Source organism: Martinezella sp. CNPSo 3959 (genome assembly GCF_057784355.1).
Genome location: NZ_JBXSOV010000016.1, coordinates 122,190 through 140,962, shown reverse-complemented (window position 1 = coordinate 140,962; position 18,773 = coordinate 122,190). Strand labels below are relative to the sequence as shown.

Annotated in this window: 15 protein-coding genes; 3 read left to right on the top strand and 12 right to left on the bottom strand. The window is 60.4% G+C overall.

The window, feature by feature from the left end:
* Window positions 1-58 precede the first annotated feature (58 nt).
* The 3 genes from AC13RE_RS25400 to AC13RE_RS25390 are packed head-to-tail and all read right to left on the bottom strand — an operon-like array spanning window position 59 to window position 4,461.
* The gene (locus AC13RE_RS25400; protein WP_488564978.1) at window positions 59-382 is read right to left on the bottom strand and encodes a (2Fe-2S)-binding protein; all 324 of its coding nucleotides are present in this window, start codon (window positions 380-382) and stop codon (window positions 59-61) included.
* On the bottom strand, window positions 379-2,373 hold the full coding sequence (locus tag AC13RE_RS25395) for a hydantoinase B/oxoprolinase family protein (protein ID WP_488564977.1): 1,995 nt from the start codon (window positions 2,371-2,373) through the stop codon (window positions 379-381). Before AC13RE_RS25395 ends, AC13RE_RS25400 begins: the two co-directional genes overlap by 4 nt.
* A 6-nt stretch (window positions 2,374-2,379) precedes the next feature.
* Complete coding sequence (locus tag AC13RE_RS25390) at window positions 2,380-4,461, bottom strand: hydantoinase/oxoprolinase family protein (protein WP_488564976.1); 2,082 nt, start codon at window positions 4,459-4,461, stop codon at window positions 2,380-2,382.
* 212 nt (window positions 4,462-4,673) lie between these two features.
* Here AC13RE_RS25390 and AC13RE_RS25385 point away from each other — a divergent pair, with 212 nt between their 5' ends.
* Complete coding sequence (locus tag AC13RE_RS25385) at window positions 4,674-5,789, top strand: NAD(P)/FAD-dependent oxidoreductase (protein ID WP_488564975.1); 1,116 nt, start codon at window positions 4,674-4,676, stop codon at window positions 5,787-5,789.
* 170 nt (window positions 5,790-5,959) lie between these two features.
* Entirely contained in the window at window positions 5,960-7,873 is a 1,914-nt protein-coding gene (locus AC13RE_RS25380) for a LysR family transcriptional regulator (RefSeq protein WP_488564974.1), read from the top strand.
* A 16-nt stretch (window positions 7,874-7,889) separates the two neighbouring features.
* Here AC13RE_RS25380 and AC13RE_RS25375 read toward each other — a convergent pair whose 3' ends face one another.
* Genes AC13RE_RS25375 through AC13RE_RS25365 form a run of 3 tightly spaced genes read right to left on the bottom strand, consistent with a single transcriptional unit; the run spans window position 7,890 to window position 10,258 of the window.
* The gene (locus tag AC13RE_RS25375; protein ID WP_488564973.1) at window positions 7,890-8,474 is read right to left on the bottom strand and encodes a UbiX family flavin prenyltransferase; all 585 of its coding nucleotides are present in this window, start codon (window positions 8,472-8,474) and stop codon (window positions 7,890-7,892) included.
* A gap of 27 nt (window positions 8,475-8,501) precedes the next feature.
* Window positions 8,502-9,863 (bottom strand): UbiD family decarboxylase, encoded by a 1,362-nt coding sequence (locus tag AC13RE_RS25370; RefSeq protein ID WP_488564972.1) that lies wholly within the window; start codon window positions 9,861-9,863, stop codon window positions 8,502-8,504.
* A gap of 11 nt (window positions 9,864-9,874) precedes the next feature.
* Window positions 9,875-10,258, bottom strand: coding sequence for a M20/M25/M40 family metallo-hydrolase (locus AC13RE_RS25365; protein ID WP_488564971.1), 384 nt, complete (start codon window positions 10,256-10,258; stop codon window positions 9,875-9,877).
* A 102-nt stretch (window positions 10,259-10,360) separates the two neighbouring features.
* Between AC13RE_RS25365 and AC13RE_RS25360 the strand changes: the two genes are divergently transcribed.
* Window positions 10,361-11,809 (top strand): aromatic amino acid lyase, encoded by a 1,449-nt coding sequence (locus tag AC13RE_RS25360; RefSeq protein WP_488564970.1) that lies wholly within the window; start codon window positions 10,361-10,363, stop codon window positions 11,807-11,809.
* 223 nt (window positions 11,810-12,032) lie between these two features.
* On the opposite strand, the gene AC13RE_RS25355 is transcribed toward AC13RE_RS25360, so the two are convergent.
* Genes AC13RE_RS25355 through AC13RE_RS25330 form a run of 6 tightly spaced genes read right to left on the bottom strand, consistent with a single transcriptional unit; the run spans window position 12,033 to window position 18,532 of the window.
* On the bottom strand, window positions 12,033-13,394 hold the full coding sequence (locus tag AC13RE_RS25355; RefSeq protein WP_488564969.1) for an LLM class flavin-dependent oxidoreductase: 1,362 nt from the start codon (window positions 13,392-13,394) through the stop codon (window positions 12,033-12,035).
* A gap of 17 nt (window positions 13,395-13,411) precedes the next feature.
* Window positions 13,412-14,671, bottom strand: a complete 1,260-nt coding sequence (locus AC13RE_RS25350; RefSeq protein ID WP_488564968.1) for an SfnB family sulfur acquisition oxidoreductase — start codon at window positions 14,669-14,671, stop codon at window positions 13,412-13,414.
* A complete protein-coding gene (locus AC13RE_RS25345; protein ID WP_488564967.1) occupies window positions 14,662-15,921 on the bottom strand; it encodes an SfnB family sulfur acquisition oxidoreductase in 1,260 nt (419 codons plus the stop codon). Before AC13RE_RS25345 ends, AC13RE_RS25350 begins: the two co-directional genes overlap by 10 nt.
* 28 nt (window positions 15,922-15,949) lie before the next feature.
* The gene (locus AC13RE_RS25340; RefSeq protein WP_015343691.1) at window positions 15,950-16,603 is read right to left on the bottom strand and encodes a methionine ABC transporter permease; all 654 of its coding nucleotides are present in this window, start codon (window positions 16,601-16,603) and stop codon (window positions 15,950-15,952) included.
* Window positions 16,584-17,741 carry a methionine ABC transporter ATP-binding protein gene (locus AC13RE_RS25335; RefSeq protein ID WP_488564966.1) on the bottom strand — a complete coding sequence of 386 codons (1,158 nt, stop codon included), beginning with the start codon at window positions 17,739-17,741 and terminating at the stop codon, window positions 16,584-16,586. The genes AC13RE_RS25340 and AC13RE_RS25335 overlap by 20 nt, the downstream gene beginning before the upstream one ends.
* The gene (locus tag AC13RE_RS25330; protein ID WP_488564965.1) at window positions 17,729-18,532 is read right to left on the bottom strand and encodes a MetQ/NlpA family ABC transporter substrate-binding protein; all 804 of its coding nucleotides are present in this window, start codon (window positions 18,530-18,532) and stop codon (window positions 17,729-17,731) included. Before AC13RE_RS25330 ends, AC13RE_RS25335 begins: the two co-directional genes overlap by 13 nt.
* Between the last annotated feature and the right edge of the window lie 241 nt (window positions 18,533-18,773).

The following is an 18,773-nucleotide window of genomic DNA, read 5'->3' as shown; positions in this document are numbered from 1 at the left end:
CGTATGCCCGCCGGACCGGCCCCGACAATCACCGTTGCCTTCCGGTCATTCGCCACCGTCATGGCCAATCTCCCGGTGCCTGGGTCGTCAGGGACATGCCGTTACCGACGAGGGTCGAACAGGCGCGCAGGCGGGCTCCATCATGCTGCCAGACCCAGCAGTCCTGGCAGGCGCCCATCAGGCAGAAGCCGGCCCGCCCTTCCGGCCCGAATTCGGATGGCCGAAGAACCTGTGAGACTGTCAGCATCGCCGTCAGCACCGTGTCACCGGCCAGGGCTTCCCGTTCCATGCCGTCGAGCAGGAAGCGGACGGATGGCCGGTCCTGTTCGGCGAGACGGACGATGCGCCCCGTTTCTCCAGTCGGACGCGGCCCCTTGCTCATTCGGCCGCCCCCACTTCTTTGATTTGAAGACGAACCTCCGGCATTTCCGGGAACCGTGCGCGGACATCGGCAAAAGCCGCGACAACGCCCTCTTGTCCCGCACGTCCCTTCATTCGGCGGAAAATCTCCGTCTTGGTGAAGAAGCGCCAATGGATCGGAAGACAGGCCAGAATATCCGTAAGCAGGTCGTAAGCAGCTGATGTCCATTGCGCCTCGTAGCCTTCACGCTCCGCGCCGTAATGGAAATGGGCCGTTGGAACCGTGCGCGATGCCCTGAGACGGGATGTTTCGGCTTCGTCCACCTTGCCGTCGCGGATGATGACGCCGTAGTCGCGCTCGGCCACTTCCAAGGAAACATAGCCGCGCTCCACATCCTGCAGCACGCGCCAGGCCTCGCGCTCAAGCGGATTTCCGCGACCGCCGCCACCGGCCGAGCGGATCTCAAGCACGTCTCCCGGCTGCAACACGGCGGTATCGATATTACCGAGCCGGCGATAATCCTCACGCCCGGGGTTCAATGCCATGTCTGAGAGCCCCGCCGCCTTGCCGCCGAGCACACCCCAGGGGCGGAAGAAGCTGCGGTCGCGGTTGCGGACCGTGATACGACTTCCGGGCGAGAACACGCGGAACGCCATCTCGGTCGCAAGGCCCCCACGCCAACGGCCGGCACCACCGCTGTCTCTGGCAAGCCCATATTTGACAAACTCGATCGGCACTTCGGTTTCGGTGATTTCGATCGGCGTATTCTTCAGATAACCTGCATCGGCACCCGAACCGTTGGTCCCGTCACGATGTGGCATCCCGCCCCCGCCGCCGACCACCGGGTTGACGGCGGCGATCACGCTGCGGCCGGTCCGTTCATCCGTGGTCATGACGTTGACGATGCAATTGTTGCCGGCAGGTGCAGCAGGCAACAGATCGGGAACTGCCTGGCTGAAGGCGCCGAAGATCACGGACCGGAGGCGCGCACAGGTAAGCGAACGCATGCCGACGGCTGCCGGCGATACCGGATTGAGAACGCTCCCCTGCGGCGCAATGCAGGTAAAGGGGCGGGTCAACCCGGTGTTGAGCAGGATCTTGGGGTTCAGCGTATAGAGAATGTAATAGACGCCGACCAGCAGCATGGTGTGGCGCGGATCTCCGCCCGAGGGAACGTTGAGAGACGAGCCGAGCTGCGGATCGGAGCCGGTAAAATCGAGGATCGCCTCATCGCCCCTGATCGTCAGCGTCAGCTTCAGCCGACACGGATTGGCTTCGACGGAATCCTCGTCGGCATAGTCGACGAATTCCCACGTGCCATCCGGCATCGTCCGCAGGAGATCCCGCGCCTGTGCTTCGGCGTGATCGAGAAGCACGTCAGCGCCTTCGAGAAATGCCTGCTTGCCGAATTTTTCGACCATGGCCAAAATCTTGCGCTCGCCGGTGTTGAGCGCACCGACCAGCGCCTTGATGTCGCCGATGTTGAGGTCGGGTTTGCGCACATTCGTGGTCATGATTTTCAGGATGTCTTCGTCGAAGACACCTTCATTGACCAGCTTCATCGGCGGAAAACGAATGCCTTCCTGATGGATCTCCGTCAGCGCACGCGACAGGGAAGCAGGCACAGCGCCGCCCATGTCGGTATTGTGGATATGCCCGCCGGTCCAGGCGATGATCTCGCCGTCATAAAAAACCGGCTTCCAGAGATGTGTGTCCGGTGCGTGCGTCGCCACGAAACAGGAATAGGGATCATTGGTAAAGGCAACGTCGCCCGGCTTGTAGTCCCCGACCATTTCGATGGCCCGGGTATAGGTAAGCCCCGGATACCATGTCGCGCCAAGGCTCATCGGGACGCCAAAGGTTTCCCCTTTGCGATTGATCAGCATAACGGTGAAATCCTCCGTCTCCTTGACGAAGGCTGAGTGGGCCGTCCGCTGCAGCGTATAGGCCATGTTCTCGGCGGCGGCCTTGGTATGGTTGGCAAACACTTGAAGGTTCGAACGGTCGAACATGGGCCGTTACTCCGAAAAGGTGAGATGAAGATTCAGGTGGCAGTCGATCGTCACCTGCGTGCCGGCCGGAATGGCGAAGGTCGTATCGTCCTGGGCCACGACGGCGGGGCCGCTGAAGCACCCGCCCGGATGCAATTGGTCCCGCCGGTATAGCCCGATCCATTCGAATGCCTTGCCGGTATAGACCGGTATTTCGCGTTCCGGCTCGGCCATGCCGGGAATCTCTTCGAGATCGATTGTCGTTTGCAGCATCGGTCCGGCGCCGATGGCGGACAGACGGAGATTGACGATCTCGATCCCGCCGTCCGGGTCGGCAAAATCATAGAGGCGGGCGTGCATGGCATGGAACGCCTCTTCCATCGCGGCGAGATTGCCTTCCGCTACCCAGGCCGCCTGCAGCGGAACCTCGATTTCAAAGCTTTGGCCGACGTAGCGCATGTCGGCGGAAATCCGCAATTCGGCAGGCCCTTCATGGCCTTGCTTGATGAGCCAGCCTCGCCCTTCATCCGACAGCGCCTCCAAGGAACCGCGCAGCAACGGCACGGCTGCCGGCGATAGATGCGTGAAGACCGTCTTGATGAAGTCGCCGCGCAGATCCGCGACCAGACCGCCGAGAGCCGACACTACGCCCGGACGCGGCGGTCCGATGATCTTGGCCATGCGGAATTCGCGAGCAAGGAACGCGCCCAGCATCGGGCCGCCACCGCCGAACGGCATGAGGGTAAACTCCCGCAGGTCGACCCCGGCCCGCGAGGCCAGCTTCTCCACCTCGACGAACATCTCCGAGATAGCGATATCGAGAATAGCCTGGGACACCTCTTCAACCGAGCGGCCGATACGCTCGGCAAGCGTCGTGACGGCTGCGCGCGCCAGCCCGACATCGACCTGCAACTGACCGTAGGCCATTTCGCTATGCCCCAGCCAGCCACAGACGGCCATGGCATCGGTCACGGTCGCTTGCGTGCCGCCGCGGCCATAGCAGGCGGGACCGGGTGTGGAGCCGGCCGATTCAGGCCCCACCCGCAAGACGCCATGGGCGTCGATGCTGGCAATGGAACCGCCGCCGACGCCTATGGAGCTGACGGAGACCGAGGGAATGTGAAGTGGAAACTCGCCGATCAGTTCGCCTGTCCCGAATTGCGGCTCGCCGTCGATGATCAACGCGAAGTCTGCCGAGGTGCCGCCGATGTCAAGGGTGAGGACATGTTTCTCACCGGCGAGACGCGCGAGCCAGGCTGCACCGATCACGCCCGAAGCCGTGCCGGAAAGCAGCATCTGGACGCAGGAACGCTTTCCTTCCGCCGCGTTCATCACGCCGCCGTTCGATTTCGTCAGCAGGGCCGGCGCCTTCACTCCGCGCGATACGAGCTTGTCCTCAAGAGCCGTCAGGTAACCCGAAACCCGCGGATGGACATAGCCGTTGAGGATCGCCGTCGTCGTCCGCTCATATTCGCGGATGACCGGCCACACTTCCGAGGAGGTGAAAACGAAGAGATCGGGTGCGAGTTTTTCAATTTCGTTCTTGACCGCGGTTTCCTGGGCATCGTCCCGCCAGGAATGCAGAAAGGATATGATAATGCCCGCCGCGCCCTTGGCCTTTGCGGCCGCCACCGCCGCGGCAACCGCTTTCATGTCCGGCGCCCGCGCTTCGCTGCCATCGGCCCGCAAGCGCGCGGGGATGCCGAAGATCATGTCGCGTGCGATGAGCTGTTCCGGCCGCGAGCAGAAAAGAGAATAGACGTCAGGCATTTTCAGCCGGGCGAGCTCGATGACATCTTCGAACCCGGCATTCGTCAGGAGCGCGAGCGACACGCCGCGCCTCTGAATGACGGTGTTGATACCGACCGTGGTACCGTGAACGAAGCGACTGATTTCGTCCGGCTGCAACCCCTCACGCTCGGCAAGCAGGGAAAGGCCGGTCATCAACTCCGCACCCGGATTATCGGGCGTCGTCAGCACTTTCAATGAAGCAATGCGACCGGAGCGGCTTTCCAGCGCGCAGAAATCGATGAAGGTGCCGCCGATATCGACGCCGATCTTCCAGTCCTGCTGCGAAGCCTCTACTGCTTGTCTTGCCGCATCCACCATATCGGTTCCTTTCCTTTGCCTGTCCCGAAACTGGCATGGACGGGTCGGCAAGGTCCAAGAGCGAAAACGCCAAACGTCATAAGCCGGACTTATGCTCTGACGACCGGCAAAACCCATAGGCCGGACTTATGGGCATTGCGTAATCCCGACTTTGACAGCGCCGAGCCGGGTCGGACAGGATGGGGACTGTTTTCAGCCTCTGGAGATCCTCAATGGATGCTATCGTGCTGGGCGGCGGGCTCATGGGAGCTGCCTCGGCCTTTTTTCTCGCCCGGCGCGGCATCCGCGTGACGCTTATCGAACGCAATCGGGTCGGCAGCGGCGCGACGATAGCGTCATTCGGCAACGTCAGACGAAGCGGCCGGTATATTCCACAATTGCCGCTTGCTCACCGCTCGCTTGCCCTGTGGCGAGAGGCCGAGGCCATGCTAGGACGAGACGTGGAATTCCGCGCAACCGGCCATCTACGGCTGGTGTTCAGCCAGGAAGGGCTTGCGGCGATGCGGTCCTTCGTCAAGGAGGCCCGGCCGTGGGGACTGGAACTGGAGGAACTGACCGCGAAAGACGTGCGGTCTCGTTTTTCCGGTCTCGGCCCCGACGCGATTGGCGCCTCCTTTTCCCCGAACGATGGAAGCGGCAACCCGCGTCTCATTGCACCGGCCTTCACAGACGCCGCCCGAAAATTGGGTGCCGACATCGTCGAAAATGTCGAGATCGAGACCGTCAGGACAAGTGAGTACGGATTTCAGGTCGAAACGTCGAAAGGCTTGTACGAAGCCTCGATGCTGCTCAACGCGACGGGTGCCTGGGGTGCGCGCATTGCAAGCCTGTTCGGAGAGGCGGTTCCGATTACTGCCAGGGGTCCGCAAATGGGCGTGACCGAACCTCTCCCCCATCGCATTCTGCCGGTCGTCGGCGTCTGGGCACATGATCACGGCGGCGGATACCTGCGGCAGGTGGAACGAGGCAACATCGTCTTCGGCGGCGGCGCCGAGCGCACCGACGTGTCGCTCGATACCGGATACGCCAAGGCGGACCCTACTCGCTTGCCGGGCCAGCTTCGTTCGCTGCTGCCGATCTTGCCGGCGCTGAAAAACGTTGCGGTGATACGCACCTGGTCGGGTTGCGAGGGCTATGTCGAGGACGGCCTTCCGGTGATGGGACGGTCATCGACGACACCGGGACTCTTCCACGCGTTTGGCTTTTCCGGTCATGGTTTCCAACTCGGACCCGGCGTCGGCGACGTCATGGCTGAGATCATGACGATAGGGAAAACGGATATTCCGCTGCAGGACTTCCGCATAGAGCGCTTCGCAAAGCCGAATTGACTTTCAGGCCGATTTGCCTCGCCGGCCAGCAATCGTCGTGCGATCTACCGCTTGGGTTTTCAGATATCGTAAAAACACCAAACATTGGCGAATTTTTCGCGCGATTTGAGTGTGCATAGCGTCTGCCGTCATCATATCTTGATGCGCCAAATTGTTGTATTTTAACATCAATGGAAACGACGCAACTCTCCTACTTCATCCTCGCATGCCAATTCAAGAACCATGCTGAGGCTGCGGCAAGTTCAAAAATTTCAGCATCGGCCATCAGTGAGAACATCGATTCACTGGAGCGCGAGTTGGGAATCACCCTGTTCGAGCGAGGCCCCAACGGACATTTTCCGACGGAGGCGGCCCGCTGGCTTTATCAATCGGTCGAGCCTCTGCTTCAAGCAGTGGAGGCCGCTGAACAGATCCTGCGGGCTAGGCCCTTCGACTTCATAAAGCGGCTTGAGATCACTTCACCGCTGCAGTTTATGGCGGGTCGGCTGTCGCGCGCGGCAAGCCTCGCAATCCGTTCCATTCGGGAAAACAATCCCGATCTTATCGCCACCACGCGCTTCATGCTCGGGAGGGCACCTTACGTCCATGCGCTGGAATGGAACGCCAGAGAGCATGTACAGCACGGTCCCTCTGGCGCGCTGAACGAATGCACCAGCATCACCGTGGACTATGCGCAGGATAAAGAAGCGCGGGACAGCATCGTGCTGTTTCGGGACGAGTGGATCTCAATTGGCGGCGGCGGCAACCGTCAAGCTGACATGAACGGCGTGGTGAGTTTTGCGGCATTGCGGGAGATGTCACTATTCCTGCCGCCGCTGGGCGACACGCAGCTTCGTCACGTGCGCGCCTACTGTGCGAAACACGAACTTCCGGACCCCATCGTCATCGAGGAGGATGTCGGAACCTTTGCCCGGCTTTCCCGGGAGCTCGCACCCTTTCATCTCCTCGCTCCGCAAAGTCTCGTCATGGCGAGCGCTTCCCGTCTCAACCTCGCCTATGCCAGGTTGCCGATCGACCTGGTAAGTCCGGTTGTCGCGCGTTTTTCTGCCGATGAACCTGCTGCACTCGCCTATGTCGAAGAGCTTCGGAAGGCGCTGCAACTCGCCAACACGGTCGTTCACTACAAGCCTCGCATCACCCTGAAACAGATCCGCTATTTTCTGGCGATTTCCGAACAATTAAGTGTCACCAGGGCGGCCAAACGCCTCAGCGTCGCCCAACCCGCCCTTTCCAACCAGCTCCGCAAACTGGAAGCCGCTGTCGGGCGAGACCTGTTTACTCGCCAGAGGACCGGTCTTCAGCCGAACGAACACACCAACACGCTAATCTCTCTTTTGGCGCCGGCGGCAGAGGCCTGTGATGGCATCGCCGCCAATGCCGCGCATTATGCAACGGCGCGACGAGAGCGGTTGGCCATCGGCGTGATACCCCTCGTCCATCCCGAAGGCGCCCTGGCTCGCGCTCTCGCTGCCGCGGTGGAGGAGTGGTCGGGCCATTATCCGAAGGTTAAGCTGAAGATCATTGAAGGCTCCGCCGAGATGTTGCGACAGCGCGTGGACGCTGGCGAGATCGGCTTCGCGCTGGTCGAGGCGCAAGTTTCCCGCTCGTGGCAGGATGAACTGGCAACCGAGGATCAACTCGGGGTCGTGTCAAATCCGGCGAGACCCATCCTTCCACCAGGCGAGGTCCCGCTGCGCAATGCACTGAAGCTGCCGTTGGCGCTTCCAGGCGATGATTTTGGACTTAGGCAAGTCCTGGACAAGGCAGCAGCCGAACTGGGCGGGCACCTTGCACCGCAGATGGAGGTCAACTCCCTGACGGCGTTGCTGGCGATGGTCCGGCGCATGCGCCTTGTGACGATCTTGCCGCAATCCTCGGTCCAGAATTTCGTGGAGACAGGCGCGCTTCAGTTCAACCCCATCTCTGAACCGGCCATTCGGCGCCGCCTGTCTATTCTCTTCTCGCCCGAGCGGGTATTGACCGACATGGAGCGATCTCTGATCAATGCCTTGAAGCATCAACTGCCCTTGATGGGTCTGGGCAGGCAAACGTCCCTGCCGCGAACGATCCATCCGTCAGAATGATGCGACAAGCCTTGCGCTATTTGCGAACATCCGCAGATGGCTCCTTCCAGCGCTTGAGCCGGCCGCTGTCGAGATCGAAAAGGTCAAGCGCGCGGCCAACGGAATGATCGACAATTTCGTCGATGGTCGCAGGCTTTGGATAGAAAGCCGGCACAGGAGGCATGATGATGGCTCCGATCTCCGTCACCGTCACCATATTTCTTAAGTGGCCGAGATGCAGCGGCGTCTCGCGCAGCATCATGACCAACCGCCGCCGTTCCTTGAGGACGACATCGGCGGCGCGCGAGACAAGCGTTCCACACGCACCCGAGGCGATTTCACCCAGCGTCTTGGTGGTGCACGGGGCGATGATCATTCCACGCGTCCGAAAGGATCCGCTGGAAATCGGCGCCGCCACATCATCATTGCCGTGAACGTAATCGGCTAAGGCATGAACGTCCTTCAGCTTCAGATCGGTTTCGTGGGCTAGAGCGACAATGGCCGACCTGGACATGACGAGATGGGTTTCCAGGCCTAGTTCACGCAGCGTTTCGAGCAATCGTATGCCATAGATGTGGCCGGATGCTCCGGTAATGGCAACAATGAAGCGTTCTTTGGACAAGGAAAACTCCCGGATCAGTTCGACGGATCAGTAAAGGTGCAGCTCTTTTCGAATGCGCTCGAAGACATCCTGGGGCGGCCTTACGAATTCGGAACGACCGCCGGCATCACCGTCGCCGGGCCGGGTCGTGGCGACCATGCCGATCTTGGTGACGACGAGGTTCTCATGCAGGGGATCGCAGCGGTCCGCCCGAACGCCGGGCAGAACAAGCAGATCCTCGTGACCGCGGAAGCGCGCTGCAAGCGACCATTCGACTTGCCGGGAGTCCTCCGGATCGACGTCATCCTCCACCACGATCACAAGTTTGAGAAGATTGACGAGCCCCATTGCCAGCATGACTGCGCGCTTACCCTCGCCGAGCCGCGGCTGGTGCATCGTGATGATTGCATGCAGCCGCCCCATCCCCCCATCCGTCACAAGCACACGACGGACGGCCGGAATCGATCGCTGCAGATCGCGCGTCAGTGTCGCACCGATGGCCACGGCGCCCAACAGGCAGTGCTCCGGCGCGTAGCCGGGCAGGATGGCCTGATAGATAGCGTCCGATCGATGCGTGACACAGTCGATCTCGACGGCAATTCCGGGACCATAATAGACATAGAAGCCGGGAAATTCGGACACGGCTCCCTCTTCGATAAGATCGGCCGGCCGCAAACGCCCTTCGAGAACGATTTCCGCATGCGCAGGAACTTCCAAGTCGACGGTTTTGCATTTCACGAGTTCAACGGGCTCGCCGAGCAATCCCCCGACAATATCGAATTCGTCATCGCCGAGGCCGACATACATCTGTGAGCCCAGTAGCACGGCTGCATGGTTGCCGATCGCGACTGCGATTTCGAGATCATGCCCTCTCTGATGGGCCTTCTCCGCGATCCGCGCCAAATGGTGGTTCTTTGCGATCCCGGCCATCAGCCGGCAACCGCCTTCCAGTCTCAGCCGCGCGATCGAGACATTGCGCCGGCCCGTTTCCGGATCCTTGGCGACGATGACCCCTGCCGTGATATAGGGCGCAGCCTCCCGCTCGAACCAATGCGGCACCGGCAGAAGGCGACCGATGTCCAGCGGCTGGCAATGTACGATCTGCTGAACCGGTCCATCATCGACCATTCTGGGCGCAATGGGCCGCTCCAGCGCGGACAGACACAGAGAATCCAGCTGTTCCCTCGGAATGCCAAGGGCCGTAGCGAACCGCCCCCTGTCATTATAGAGATTACCGACAACAGGCATGGCGCCGTCGTTCACTTGCGTAAACAATTGCGCCGGACCACGCTCCCGCAGGGAAAGGATGGAGGCGATCTCGAAGCGAGTATCGACATGCCGGTCGACGCGGTGCAGGTCACCGCTGTTTTCCAATGCGGCCAGCAAGCCGCGCATGCTTTGGTCGGTCACTGCTGTATTCCCTAAATCGAAAGCCCGGTTGGCGAATGAATGTCGAGTGTCTCGTCGAGCCGCGTGATTGCTTCCAGCATTGCCGAGGCTCCCGCTACAACTGCGTCGGGTTCCGCCCATTCGTCCGGTGTATGGCTACGCCCGTCGCGGCACAGTACGAAGATCATCGCGCTCGGAGCAAAGGTCGCGATGAAGGCCGCATGGTGACCGGCGCCGGATGCCATCTCGAGGGTCGAATAGGCAAGTTTTCCACCAACTATCGGGCCTTCCGAGCAAAACGTAAAACGACTTTCGGCGAAGTCAGTCATATCGAACAGCGAAGCGCCGTGCGAAGACCATCGCCAGGAATAGCGGATGCCAGGGCGAGAGGGATCGTGCGCGGCGAATAGCGCCATAGCAAGCGGCGAAGGCGCCTGTCGCCGCTTGACGCCCCCGGTGAGCGATGAACAATTCGCGCGCAAGCACCACGCAATTCCCGCCTACCCCAAGGAACGAACATGACAGTCACTTTGACGAAAAGGGCAGATATCAATCTCCAGTCCGTTCTTCGCGTCGCCTGGCAGGGGGAGAATGTGAAGATCTCCGACGCGGCCATCGCCGAGATTGCCCGTTGCCGTGAAGCATTCCTGCTGCTGATCGACAATGATCCGACGGTCATGATCTACGGTGTCACGACGGCGATGGGAGAGCTGGCAGGCACGCGTCTTTCCCGGGAGGAGCGCGAGCGCCACGCGCGGATCAAGGCGTTTGCCGCCGCGACATCCTTCGGCGATCCCTATCCCGAACGTGTCGTCAGGGCGATGGTGTTTGCCCGTCTTGCGAATTTCATCGAGGGCAACGCTGCGACCACCCCACGCATCGCGCTGGCGGTCGCCGACATGCTCGATGGCGCTCCGTTGCCGACGGTCGCATCGTCAGGCCAAGGCGGCGCCGGAGAAATTCTTGCGCTCTATCCACTGTTTGCCGAGCTAACAGCCCGCTTCGACCTCGAAGTCAAGGAAAGAGGATCCCTCATCAACGGCTCGCCCTGCGCGGCTGCCCTTCTGGCGGATGCCGCCCTGGCAGCGCGGCGGCGTCTTCATCTGGTGGAACAGGTCTTCGCCCTGTCGATCGAGGCGTTCCGCGCGCCTATGGAGCATTATGACGCAGCGCTAGAGCAGCTCTGGGGCGACGAACATGAAGCAGCAGCCCTTCGCGCATTGCGCACGCTTCTCGCGGACGCCGGCACCGATCGCCGCAACTATCAGGCTCCGGTGAGCTATCGCATCGTGCCTCGCGTGCTGGGCCATGCCCATCGCGCCGTCTCCGCCGCCGAGCGCGCGGCAAATCTGTCGCTTGCCTCGGCCTCGGACAACCCGGTCTACATTCCGCCGGACGAGGAGCATCCGCTCGGCCGGTGCATCAGCACGGGCGGCTATCATAACGCGATGGCCGCGCCGGCGCTGGATGATCTTGCCGCCATCTGGGCCGACATCTGTCTCCTGTGTGACCGCCATGGTTCCAAGCTCCTGAACGGCGCGGTGTCGCATCTGCCCGACATGCTGATGGTCGGCCGTCATCCGAGCGACAGCGATGGCCACGGCAGCCTCGGCTACGTGCCGATGGCGACAACCGGATATCTCGAACAAGCGAAACTCGCTGCACAGCGGACCTTCATACCCGGCACGGAATCGGCAGGATCAGGTCAGGACGATGTTGCCGCCACTGCCTTCCTGGCCTGGGCCAAGGAAGAACGAGCGGGCCGCTGCCTGGACGCCTGCCTGGCGAGCCTTGCCGTGATCGCTTCGCAGGCACTCCACGTTACCGGCCGTCAGGCGCCGGCTGCATTGCGTGATTTCGTTTCGGAGGTGCGCGGCGTCGTGCCTCCGGTCAATGACGATCGCGTTCTCGGGCCGGAGTTGTCGCGCCTGGCAACACTGTTCACCTCGAAGGCTTTCACACCCTGACGCCCTGCGTCTTCGCACAGTGTCGCTGCCGCCTTCACCCAGATGCGGCGCAGCCGCCTGGATAACCAGAAGCAGACCAAGCACATTGATGTCGAGCATCTTGATGCGGCCATACCGGCGACGTAAGCCGCTGGCTAAAAGAGCAATCATGTCCTTTCTCGCATCCGTGGACGGTGCTGGCCTCAACATACGTTCAGCGTTTGCTCGTGCCCGATCTGGCTGATCATGGACGGCGAAAGGATGCCCCTATGTGACGATCCGGCAATCTGTCACCTTCACCAAAAAGCTTTCTCCGAAGCGAGCCCTGTTCATAAGCGGTTTTGTAGAGACCGCGCTCCTGAAGCGCCGGCACCACAATGTCGATAAAGTCCTCGAAGCTCTCCGGCACGACCGTGCGGGTAAGATTGAACCCATCGATTTCGCCTTCATCCATCCATGACGAAAGCTCTTCGGCAACCTCCGTGGCATCGCCGACAACGACCGGGTAACGCCCACCCATGGCAAGCTCCTGCAGCAACTGTCGCTTTGTCCAGCCGCGTTGTTGAGCGATCTGCGTTGCCGATTGGCTGGCATTGGATTTGCCATAGATGATGGCTTCATCGAGATCGTACCTGGAAAAATCGATGCCCGTGCTGGCCGAAAAATGAGCAAGCCCTGCCTCCGGATTGGCGTACCGAAGATACTCTGCGTGCTTGTCCCGTGCCGCCGAGACGGAGCGGTCGGTTATGACTGTCATGCCAAGAAAGATCTTTATGTCTTCCGGCCTTCGGCCCGCCGCGACCACTGCCTCGCGCAACGAACGGGAGGCCGCGCGGGCTGAGTTCTTGTCGGGGGCTGCGATGAAGACGCATTCTGCATGGCGCGCTGCAAACTGCTTCCCACGGCCAGACGTTCCGGCCTGATAAAGAACCGGCGTGCGCTGGGGCGACGGTTCGGCCAGGTGATAGGCCTGCGAGCGGTAGAACGGCCCTTGATGGTCGATCACGTGCACCTTTGCCGGATCGGCATAGATACGCCTTTCCTTATCGATCAGGACCGCGTCGTCCTCCCAGCTTCCCTCCCACAGCTTATAGAGCAGGTCGAGATAGTCATCCGCGCGATCATAGCGGCTGTCATGCTCGATCTGGTTGTCAAGACCCAGCCCCCGCGCCGCGCTGTCGAGATAGCCCGTCACGATGTTCCAGCCGACGCGGCCATCGGTCAGATGATCCAGGGTCGAGATGCGTCTGGCAAAAATATACGGCGCGTCAGCACTGGCATTGACGGTGATACCAAATCCAAGGTGCCGGGTTACGGCCGCCATCGCGGAGACGAGCAGCAGAGGATCGTTGACCGGCAACTGAATGGATTCACGAAGCGTCAAATCGGCGGAGCCCTGATAGACGTCGTAGACGCCCAAAATGTCGGCAAGAAAGATACCGTCGAACAGCCCGCGTTCCAGTGTGGCGGCAAGCGAGGTCCAATAGTCGAGTGTCTTGTAGCGATGCGACTGATCCCTGGGATGCGCCCATAGCCCGTGATTGATGTGCCCGACGCTGTTCATGTTGAACGCGTTGAGCAATATCTGTTTTTTCCTGGTCGCCATCTTCAGCTATTCCGATTTCAGATCGCGCCGTGGCGCGGTGGCCGTTTGCCATTGAGATAATAGTTGCCGATGGCCTGATATTTCCAGCGCACCGGGTCATGCAGCGTATGGGTGCGGGCATTGCGCCAATAGCGATCGAAGTTGTCATCCGAAAGCGTCGATGAGGTGCCCGACAGCTCGAACAGCTTGTTGGCGGCAAGCAGGCTTGCCTTGGTCGTCAATATCTTCGCTTCCGCAACGGCGATCGAGGCGCGGGCAACGCTATCCTCGGTCATATCGGCACGAGCCGCATCCGTTGCCTCTGCAGCTCGCTTCAGCAAGCCTTCCGCGGCCCGCAGCCGAAGCCAGACATTCCCGACGTTTTGCAGCGTCAGGGGATCTTCCGAGGCACGTTCGACCTTGGAGTCCAGCCAGGGCCGAGCCCGTTCGCGGATAAACCGCAACATTTCCCGATAGGCACCCTGCCCTATACCAAGATCGATGGCCGCATGCATGATTTGAGCGACGGGACCGATCGTCGTCGGGCGTTCGAAGGAAGACTGAAAGGGGACGATCCATTCCGGCTCGATCTCCACGTGATCGAATTCGACCGAGCCACTTCCGGTAACCCGCTGCCCGAAGCCGTCCCAATCGTCAATGACCGTTACGCCGGGCGCATGTCGCGGAACGAAGGCGAGATAAGTGACGTCCCTTGCCTCCTCCTCGGTAACAACAAGGGTCGGAATCCAGTGCGCATAAATGGCGCCCGTGCAGTAAAATTTTCGTCCGTGAACGACCCACTTTCCCCGCTCGCGCAAAAGCCGGGTACGCCGCTTGAAATCGCGCTGGCCGATTTCCGCCAGCGCATTGCCGAAACGTTCGCCCGCCAACACGCGCTCAAAAAAGAAACGTTGCTGTTTGGCTGAGGCTCCGACGCGCAAGACTTCAAGCGCGTAAAAATGATTTTGAGGAATCTGCGACAGCGATCCGTCCGCGGCACCGATAATGGCGATCACCTGAGCCAACGTATGCGTCGACACGCCTGCACCGCCGAATTCGCGCGGCACGGTAATGCCCCACAAACCAGTTTCGCTGAAACGCTCCAGTTCACGCCATGGCAGGATGCGATCCCTGTCCCGTTCGGCGCTACCGGCGGCAAATTCCGCCGCCAGGACGGTTGCCACCGCGATCGCCTGCTCGTCGTCGGAGATGAGATCGGGGCGCCGCAGCGGCGGCAGTGCGGGTTCGACGGGGACGCGAAAGTCGGTATCAGTCACGGTTTTTCTCGCTAGTTCCATTGATGGCGGGCCGGGAATATGCCGTTGAGCTGATAATTGCCGAGCAGATGATATTTCCAGCGGACGGGGTCGTGAAGCGTATGCACCCGCGCATTTCGCCAATGTCGATCCAGATTGTGGGCAGCCCGCGTCGCCGCGGACCCCGCGACATCGAAAAGCGTTTCAGCCGCCTTCAACGCGACTTCCGTCGTCAATATCTTGGCTTCGGCAACCGCAACGGAAGCTCTGGCGCTCTCCGCCTCGCTGACAGGCGCCTTTGCCACTTCGTCTATAACGGCACCCGCTTCGTAAAGAAGTGCTTGCGCCGCGTGCAAGTCCGCATGGAGATCGCCAATTTCATGCAGGATCGTCGGATCCTCGCTGGCCGACTGCAGGCCCGAATCCATCCAAGGTCTTGCGTGATCGCGGACGAAGGTCACGGCATCGGCAATCGCAGCCGCCGCTATGCCGGAATCGATCGCCGCCTGAATGAGCTGCGAGACGGGACCGGAGACACCGGGCCTGTTCGCATAGGACCAGACCGGGAAAACCAAAGCTTCCTCCACCGGCACGTAAGTAAACTCTACCGAACCGCTGGCCGTCGTGCGCTGGCCGAAGGAAGACCAATCGTCGATGACGCGCACGCCCGGCGCATCATAGGCAGCCCAGACCTGGACCGCACGCCCGTCATCGTCGACGGCGCGCGTCGGAATCCAATGAGCGAAGATGGCACCAGTGGAATAGAAGCGCCGCCCGGTCAATCTTAGTCCATCTGCCCCGCGCGTCAGGCGAGTTGAGCTGTGGTTGACCGCCTTCCGGCCACGCTCCGGTCCGGCGTTGCCGATGCGATAACCGGCAAGGATATCGCCGTAGATACGGGCTTTCTGCTGCGGCGATCCCACATCGCGCAGGAGCGCCAGCACGCCGAATTGGTTCTGCGGAATCTGACCGAGTGCAGGGTCGGCTGCGCAAAGGATTTCGAAGACCTTGGCAAGCGTTACGCAGGAGACATCGGCGCCTCCGTATTCCTTCGGCACAGTGATACCGCCGAGGCCGCTTGCGGTATATTCCTCGACCTCATCCCAAGGAAGACGACGAACACGGTCCCTCTCTGCAGCACCTGCTGCAAAACGAGCTGCAAGGCTATCGGCAATCTCCAGCGCTTCGGCATCCGAGCGGATCAGATGTGGAGTACGCGGTGGCAACGGGCGTCTGATTGCGCTTTCTTCTTTCGAGCCGGAGGCAGCCGGCACGGCATCAGGTTCAGTCATGGAGCTACTCCGGATATTGTCGCTGATATTAGCGCGCTCGCAGGCGCCGCACGGCATGATCGCCCGCGAACTGCACCAAACAGACCATGGCGATGAGCACGGCGATGACCACCGCCATGACGGTAGTATCGAAGCGCTGATAGCCATAGCGGATCGCCATATCTCCGAGACCGCCGGCACCAACCGCGCCTGCCATGGCCGAGGCGCCGATCATGCTGACGATGGTGATGGTGAAGCCGCCGACGATGCCTGGAAGCGCTTCAGGCAGAAGCACATGACGCACGATGTGCCAGCGGCGGCAGCCGATCGCCTGGGCAGCTTCGATCAACCCGCCGTCAACCTCGCGGAGGCTGACTTCGGCAATGCGCGCAAAAAACGGCGTCGCGCTGATGGAAAGCGGCACGACGGCGGCCCACACACCGATCGTCGTTCCGGTGAGCCATCGGGTCAATGGCAACAACGCCACCAGAAGAACGATGAACGGCGTGGCCCGAAAGCCATTGATGATTGCGGCGAGAATGCCATGCAACCGCGGCGCATGAATGAGACCGCCAGACGCTGAAAGCACCAGGAAGACGGCAAGAGGAATGCCGGCGATAAATGCGATGAGAGCGGAAGCACCGACCATCGCAATCGTATCGAGAAACGCCTGCCACAGGCGTTCATACATCATGGTCGACATAACCCAATACCCTGACTTGATGAGCAAGATCGGCAAATTGCGAAGAGACCGTCGGATTGCTCGCCGCCTGGCGTACTGCAATCAACAGTCGGCCGTGAACGCGACCCTCAATGCGATCGAGCGAGCTCTGCAGCAACCGCACGGAAGCACCGGTTGCGCTGGCTATCCGGGAAAGGTCGGGTTCCAAGCCACCCTCACCCGTATAGATCAGTTCCCAGATAGCCTGCGAGTGCTCGTTGCGCGGCGAAGATCGCAGATGCCTGGCTATATCCTCCGGAATTTCACGGTTGAGTGGCCGCAAGAGCGCCTGCGTGGCAGAATGCTGCGGATTGCCGAAAATGCGCCAGACCGGCCCGGCTTCGGCAATCTCGCCCTGATCCAGAACAAGCACGTGGTCGCAGATCTCACGGATGACGCTCATTTCATGGGTGATGAGAATGATGGTCAGCTTGAGACGGCGATTGATGTCCTTGAGTAGGCCCAGGATGGAAAGCGTCGTCTCCGGGTCGAGCGCCGATGTCGCCTCATCGCAAAGGAGGATTTCCGGCCTATGAACAAGTGCGCGCGCAATGCTCACACGTTGCTTCTGACCACCGGAAAGGCGCGATGGATAGGCGCTCTCCTTGCCCTCCAAACCCACCAGCGACAGGACTTCGGCCACTCTTTCTTCGATCTGCCGGCGCGGCACGCCGGCAACGATCAATGGCAAAGCAACGTTGCCCCAGACAGTCTTGGCTGAGAGAAGATTGAAGTGCTGGAAAATCATGCCGATGCGTCGTCGCAATGCGACCAGCGCATCCTCATCGAGCACCGAAATGTCTTGCCGGTCGACCAGGACCTTTCCGCCGGTTGGCTTTTCCAGGCGGTTTATAGTCCGCAGCAAGCTGGATTTTCCGGCCCCGCTTCGCCCGATGATACCATAGATCGCACCCGCCGGCACATCGAGGCTGATGTTCTTGAGGGCATGGACCGGACCAGCCGCCGACGAATAGATCTTCTCGACACCGTCAAAAGCTACCGACCCTACCGGAGAGCCTGACAGCGGCTGACCGACAGCGGCGGCGTGCTGCAAGGTGCCGACGCTCGCCGCCGTCTTGTGTTCCGGATCCTGCCGTGTCCGCTCGATCAATTCAGCCATGGGAGCGTATAAAGCTTCTGATCATTGGCGAATGCTTTGCTGATTGCCGCCCGTACGGCCGGCGAATTCTGATAAAGCGCCACGAGCTCCTTAATCCCGGCATCATTTACCTTTTGCTTTTGTACTGCAAAAATGATGGCAAATTGCTTATCGTCCACACCGGAATAGATAAGGCCCGAGCTCGGATCGAAGGCCTTGGATGCGACGATGAAGTGCGGATAGCCCTGGGCCAAGTCGACATCGCCGGTCACGCGCGCAAGCTGCGGACCCTCGACCTCGTTGAAGGTCAGCTTCTTGGGATTGTCGACGATATCGTCAAGCGTGCCCTTGAAGCCCACACCGTCCTTGAGCTTAATGAGCCCGGCCTTTTGCAGCAGGAGCAGTCCGCGACCCTGATTGACGGGATCATTGGCGATCGCAACCTTTCCGTTTTGCGGCACATCGGCAAAATTCTTGTACTTCAAGGAATAGATGCCGATATTGGCGAGAACGCCGATACCCGCACTGCCAAAATCATAGCCCCGTTCTTTGATCGCATTGTTCAGGAACGGCTGATGCTGGAAATAGTTGACATCGATATCGCCGGATTGAAGCGCGATGTTTGGCGTGGTCCAGTCGCTGAATTCGACAACCTGGATATCCAAGCCCTTGGCCTTTGCCTCGGGGATCAACGCCTCGATGGAGTCGGCATAAACCCCCGGCACAACGCCAACCTTGATTGTCTCAGCCTGTGCGACCCCAGTCGCTGCAAGTAGAATTGCGGAAAAAAGACCTGCAATATGAATTCTCATGTCATCCTCTCGGGTTCAATGACACGGAAGATAAAGACCACAAATTTTATAGGCAAAGACGGAAATACCCGCCATCGAGCCTATATGGAATATTTTTTCTCCAGTCCGCCCGATTTGCCATGATGTCTCTCAAAACTGCTTAGGCAAAAGCCGCAATCCCTCTTCTGCGCCCTATTGCATCGGAAGCGGGAAGAAGGTGGGCTAGCCTGTCGGCTTCGGCAAGGCGGGCGACATCGCTTCC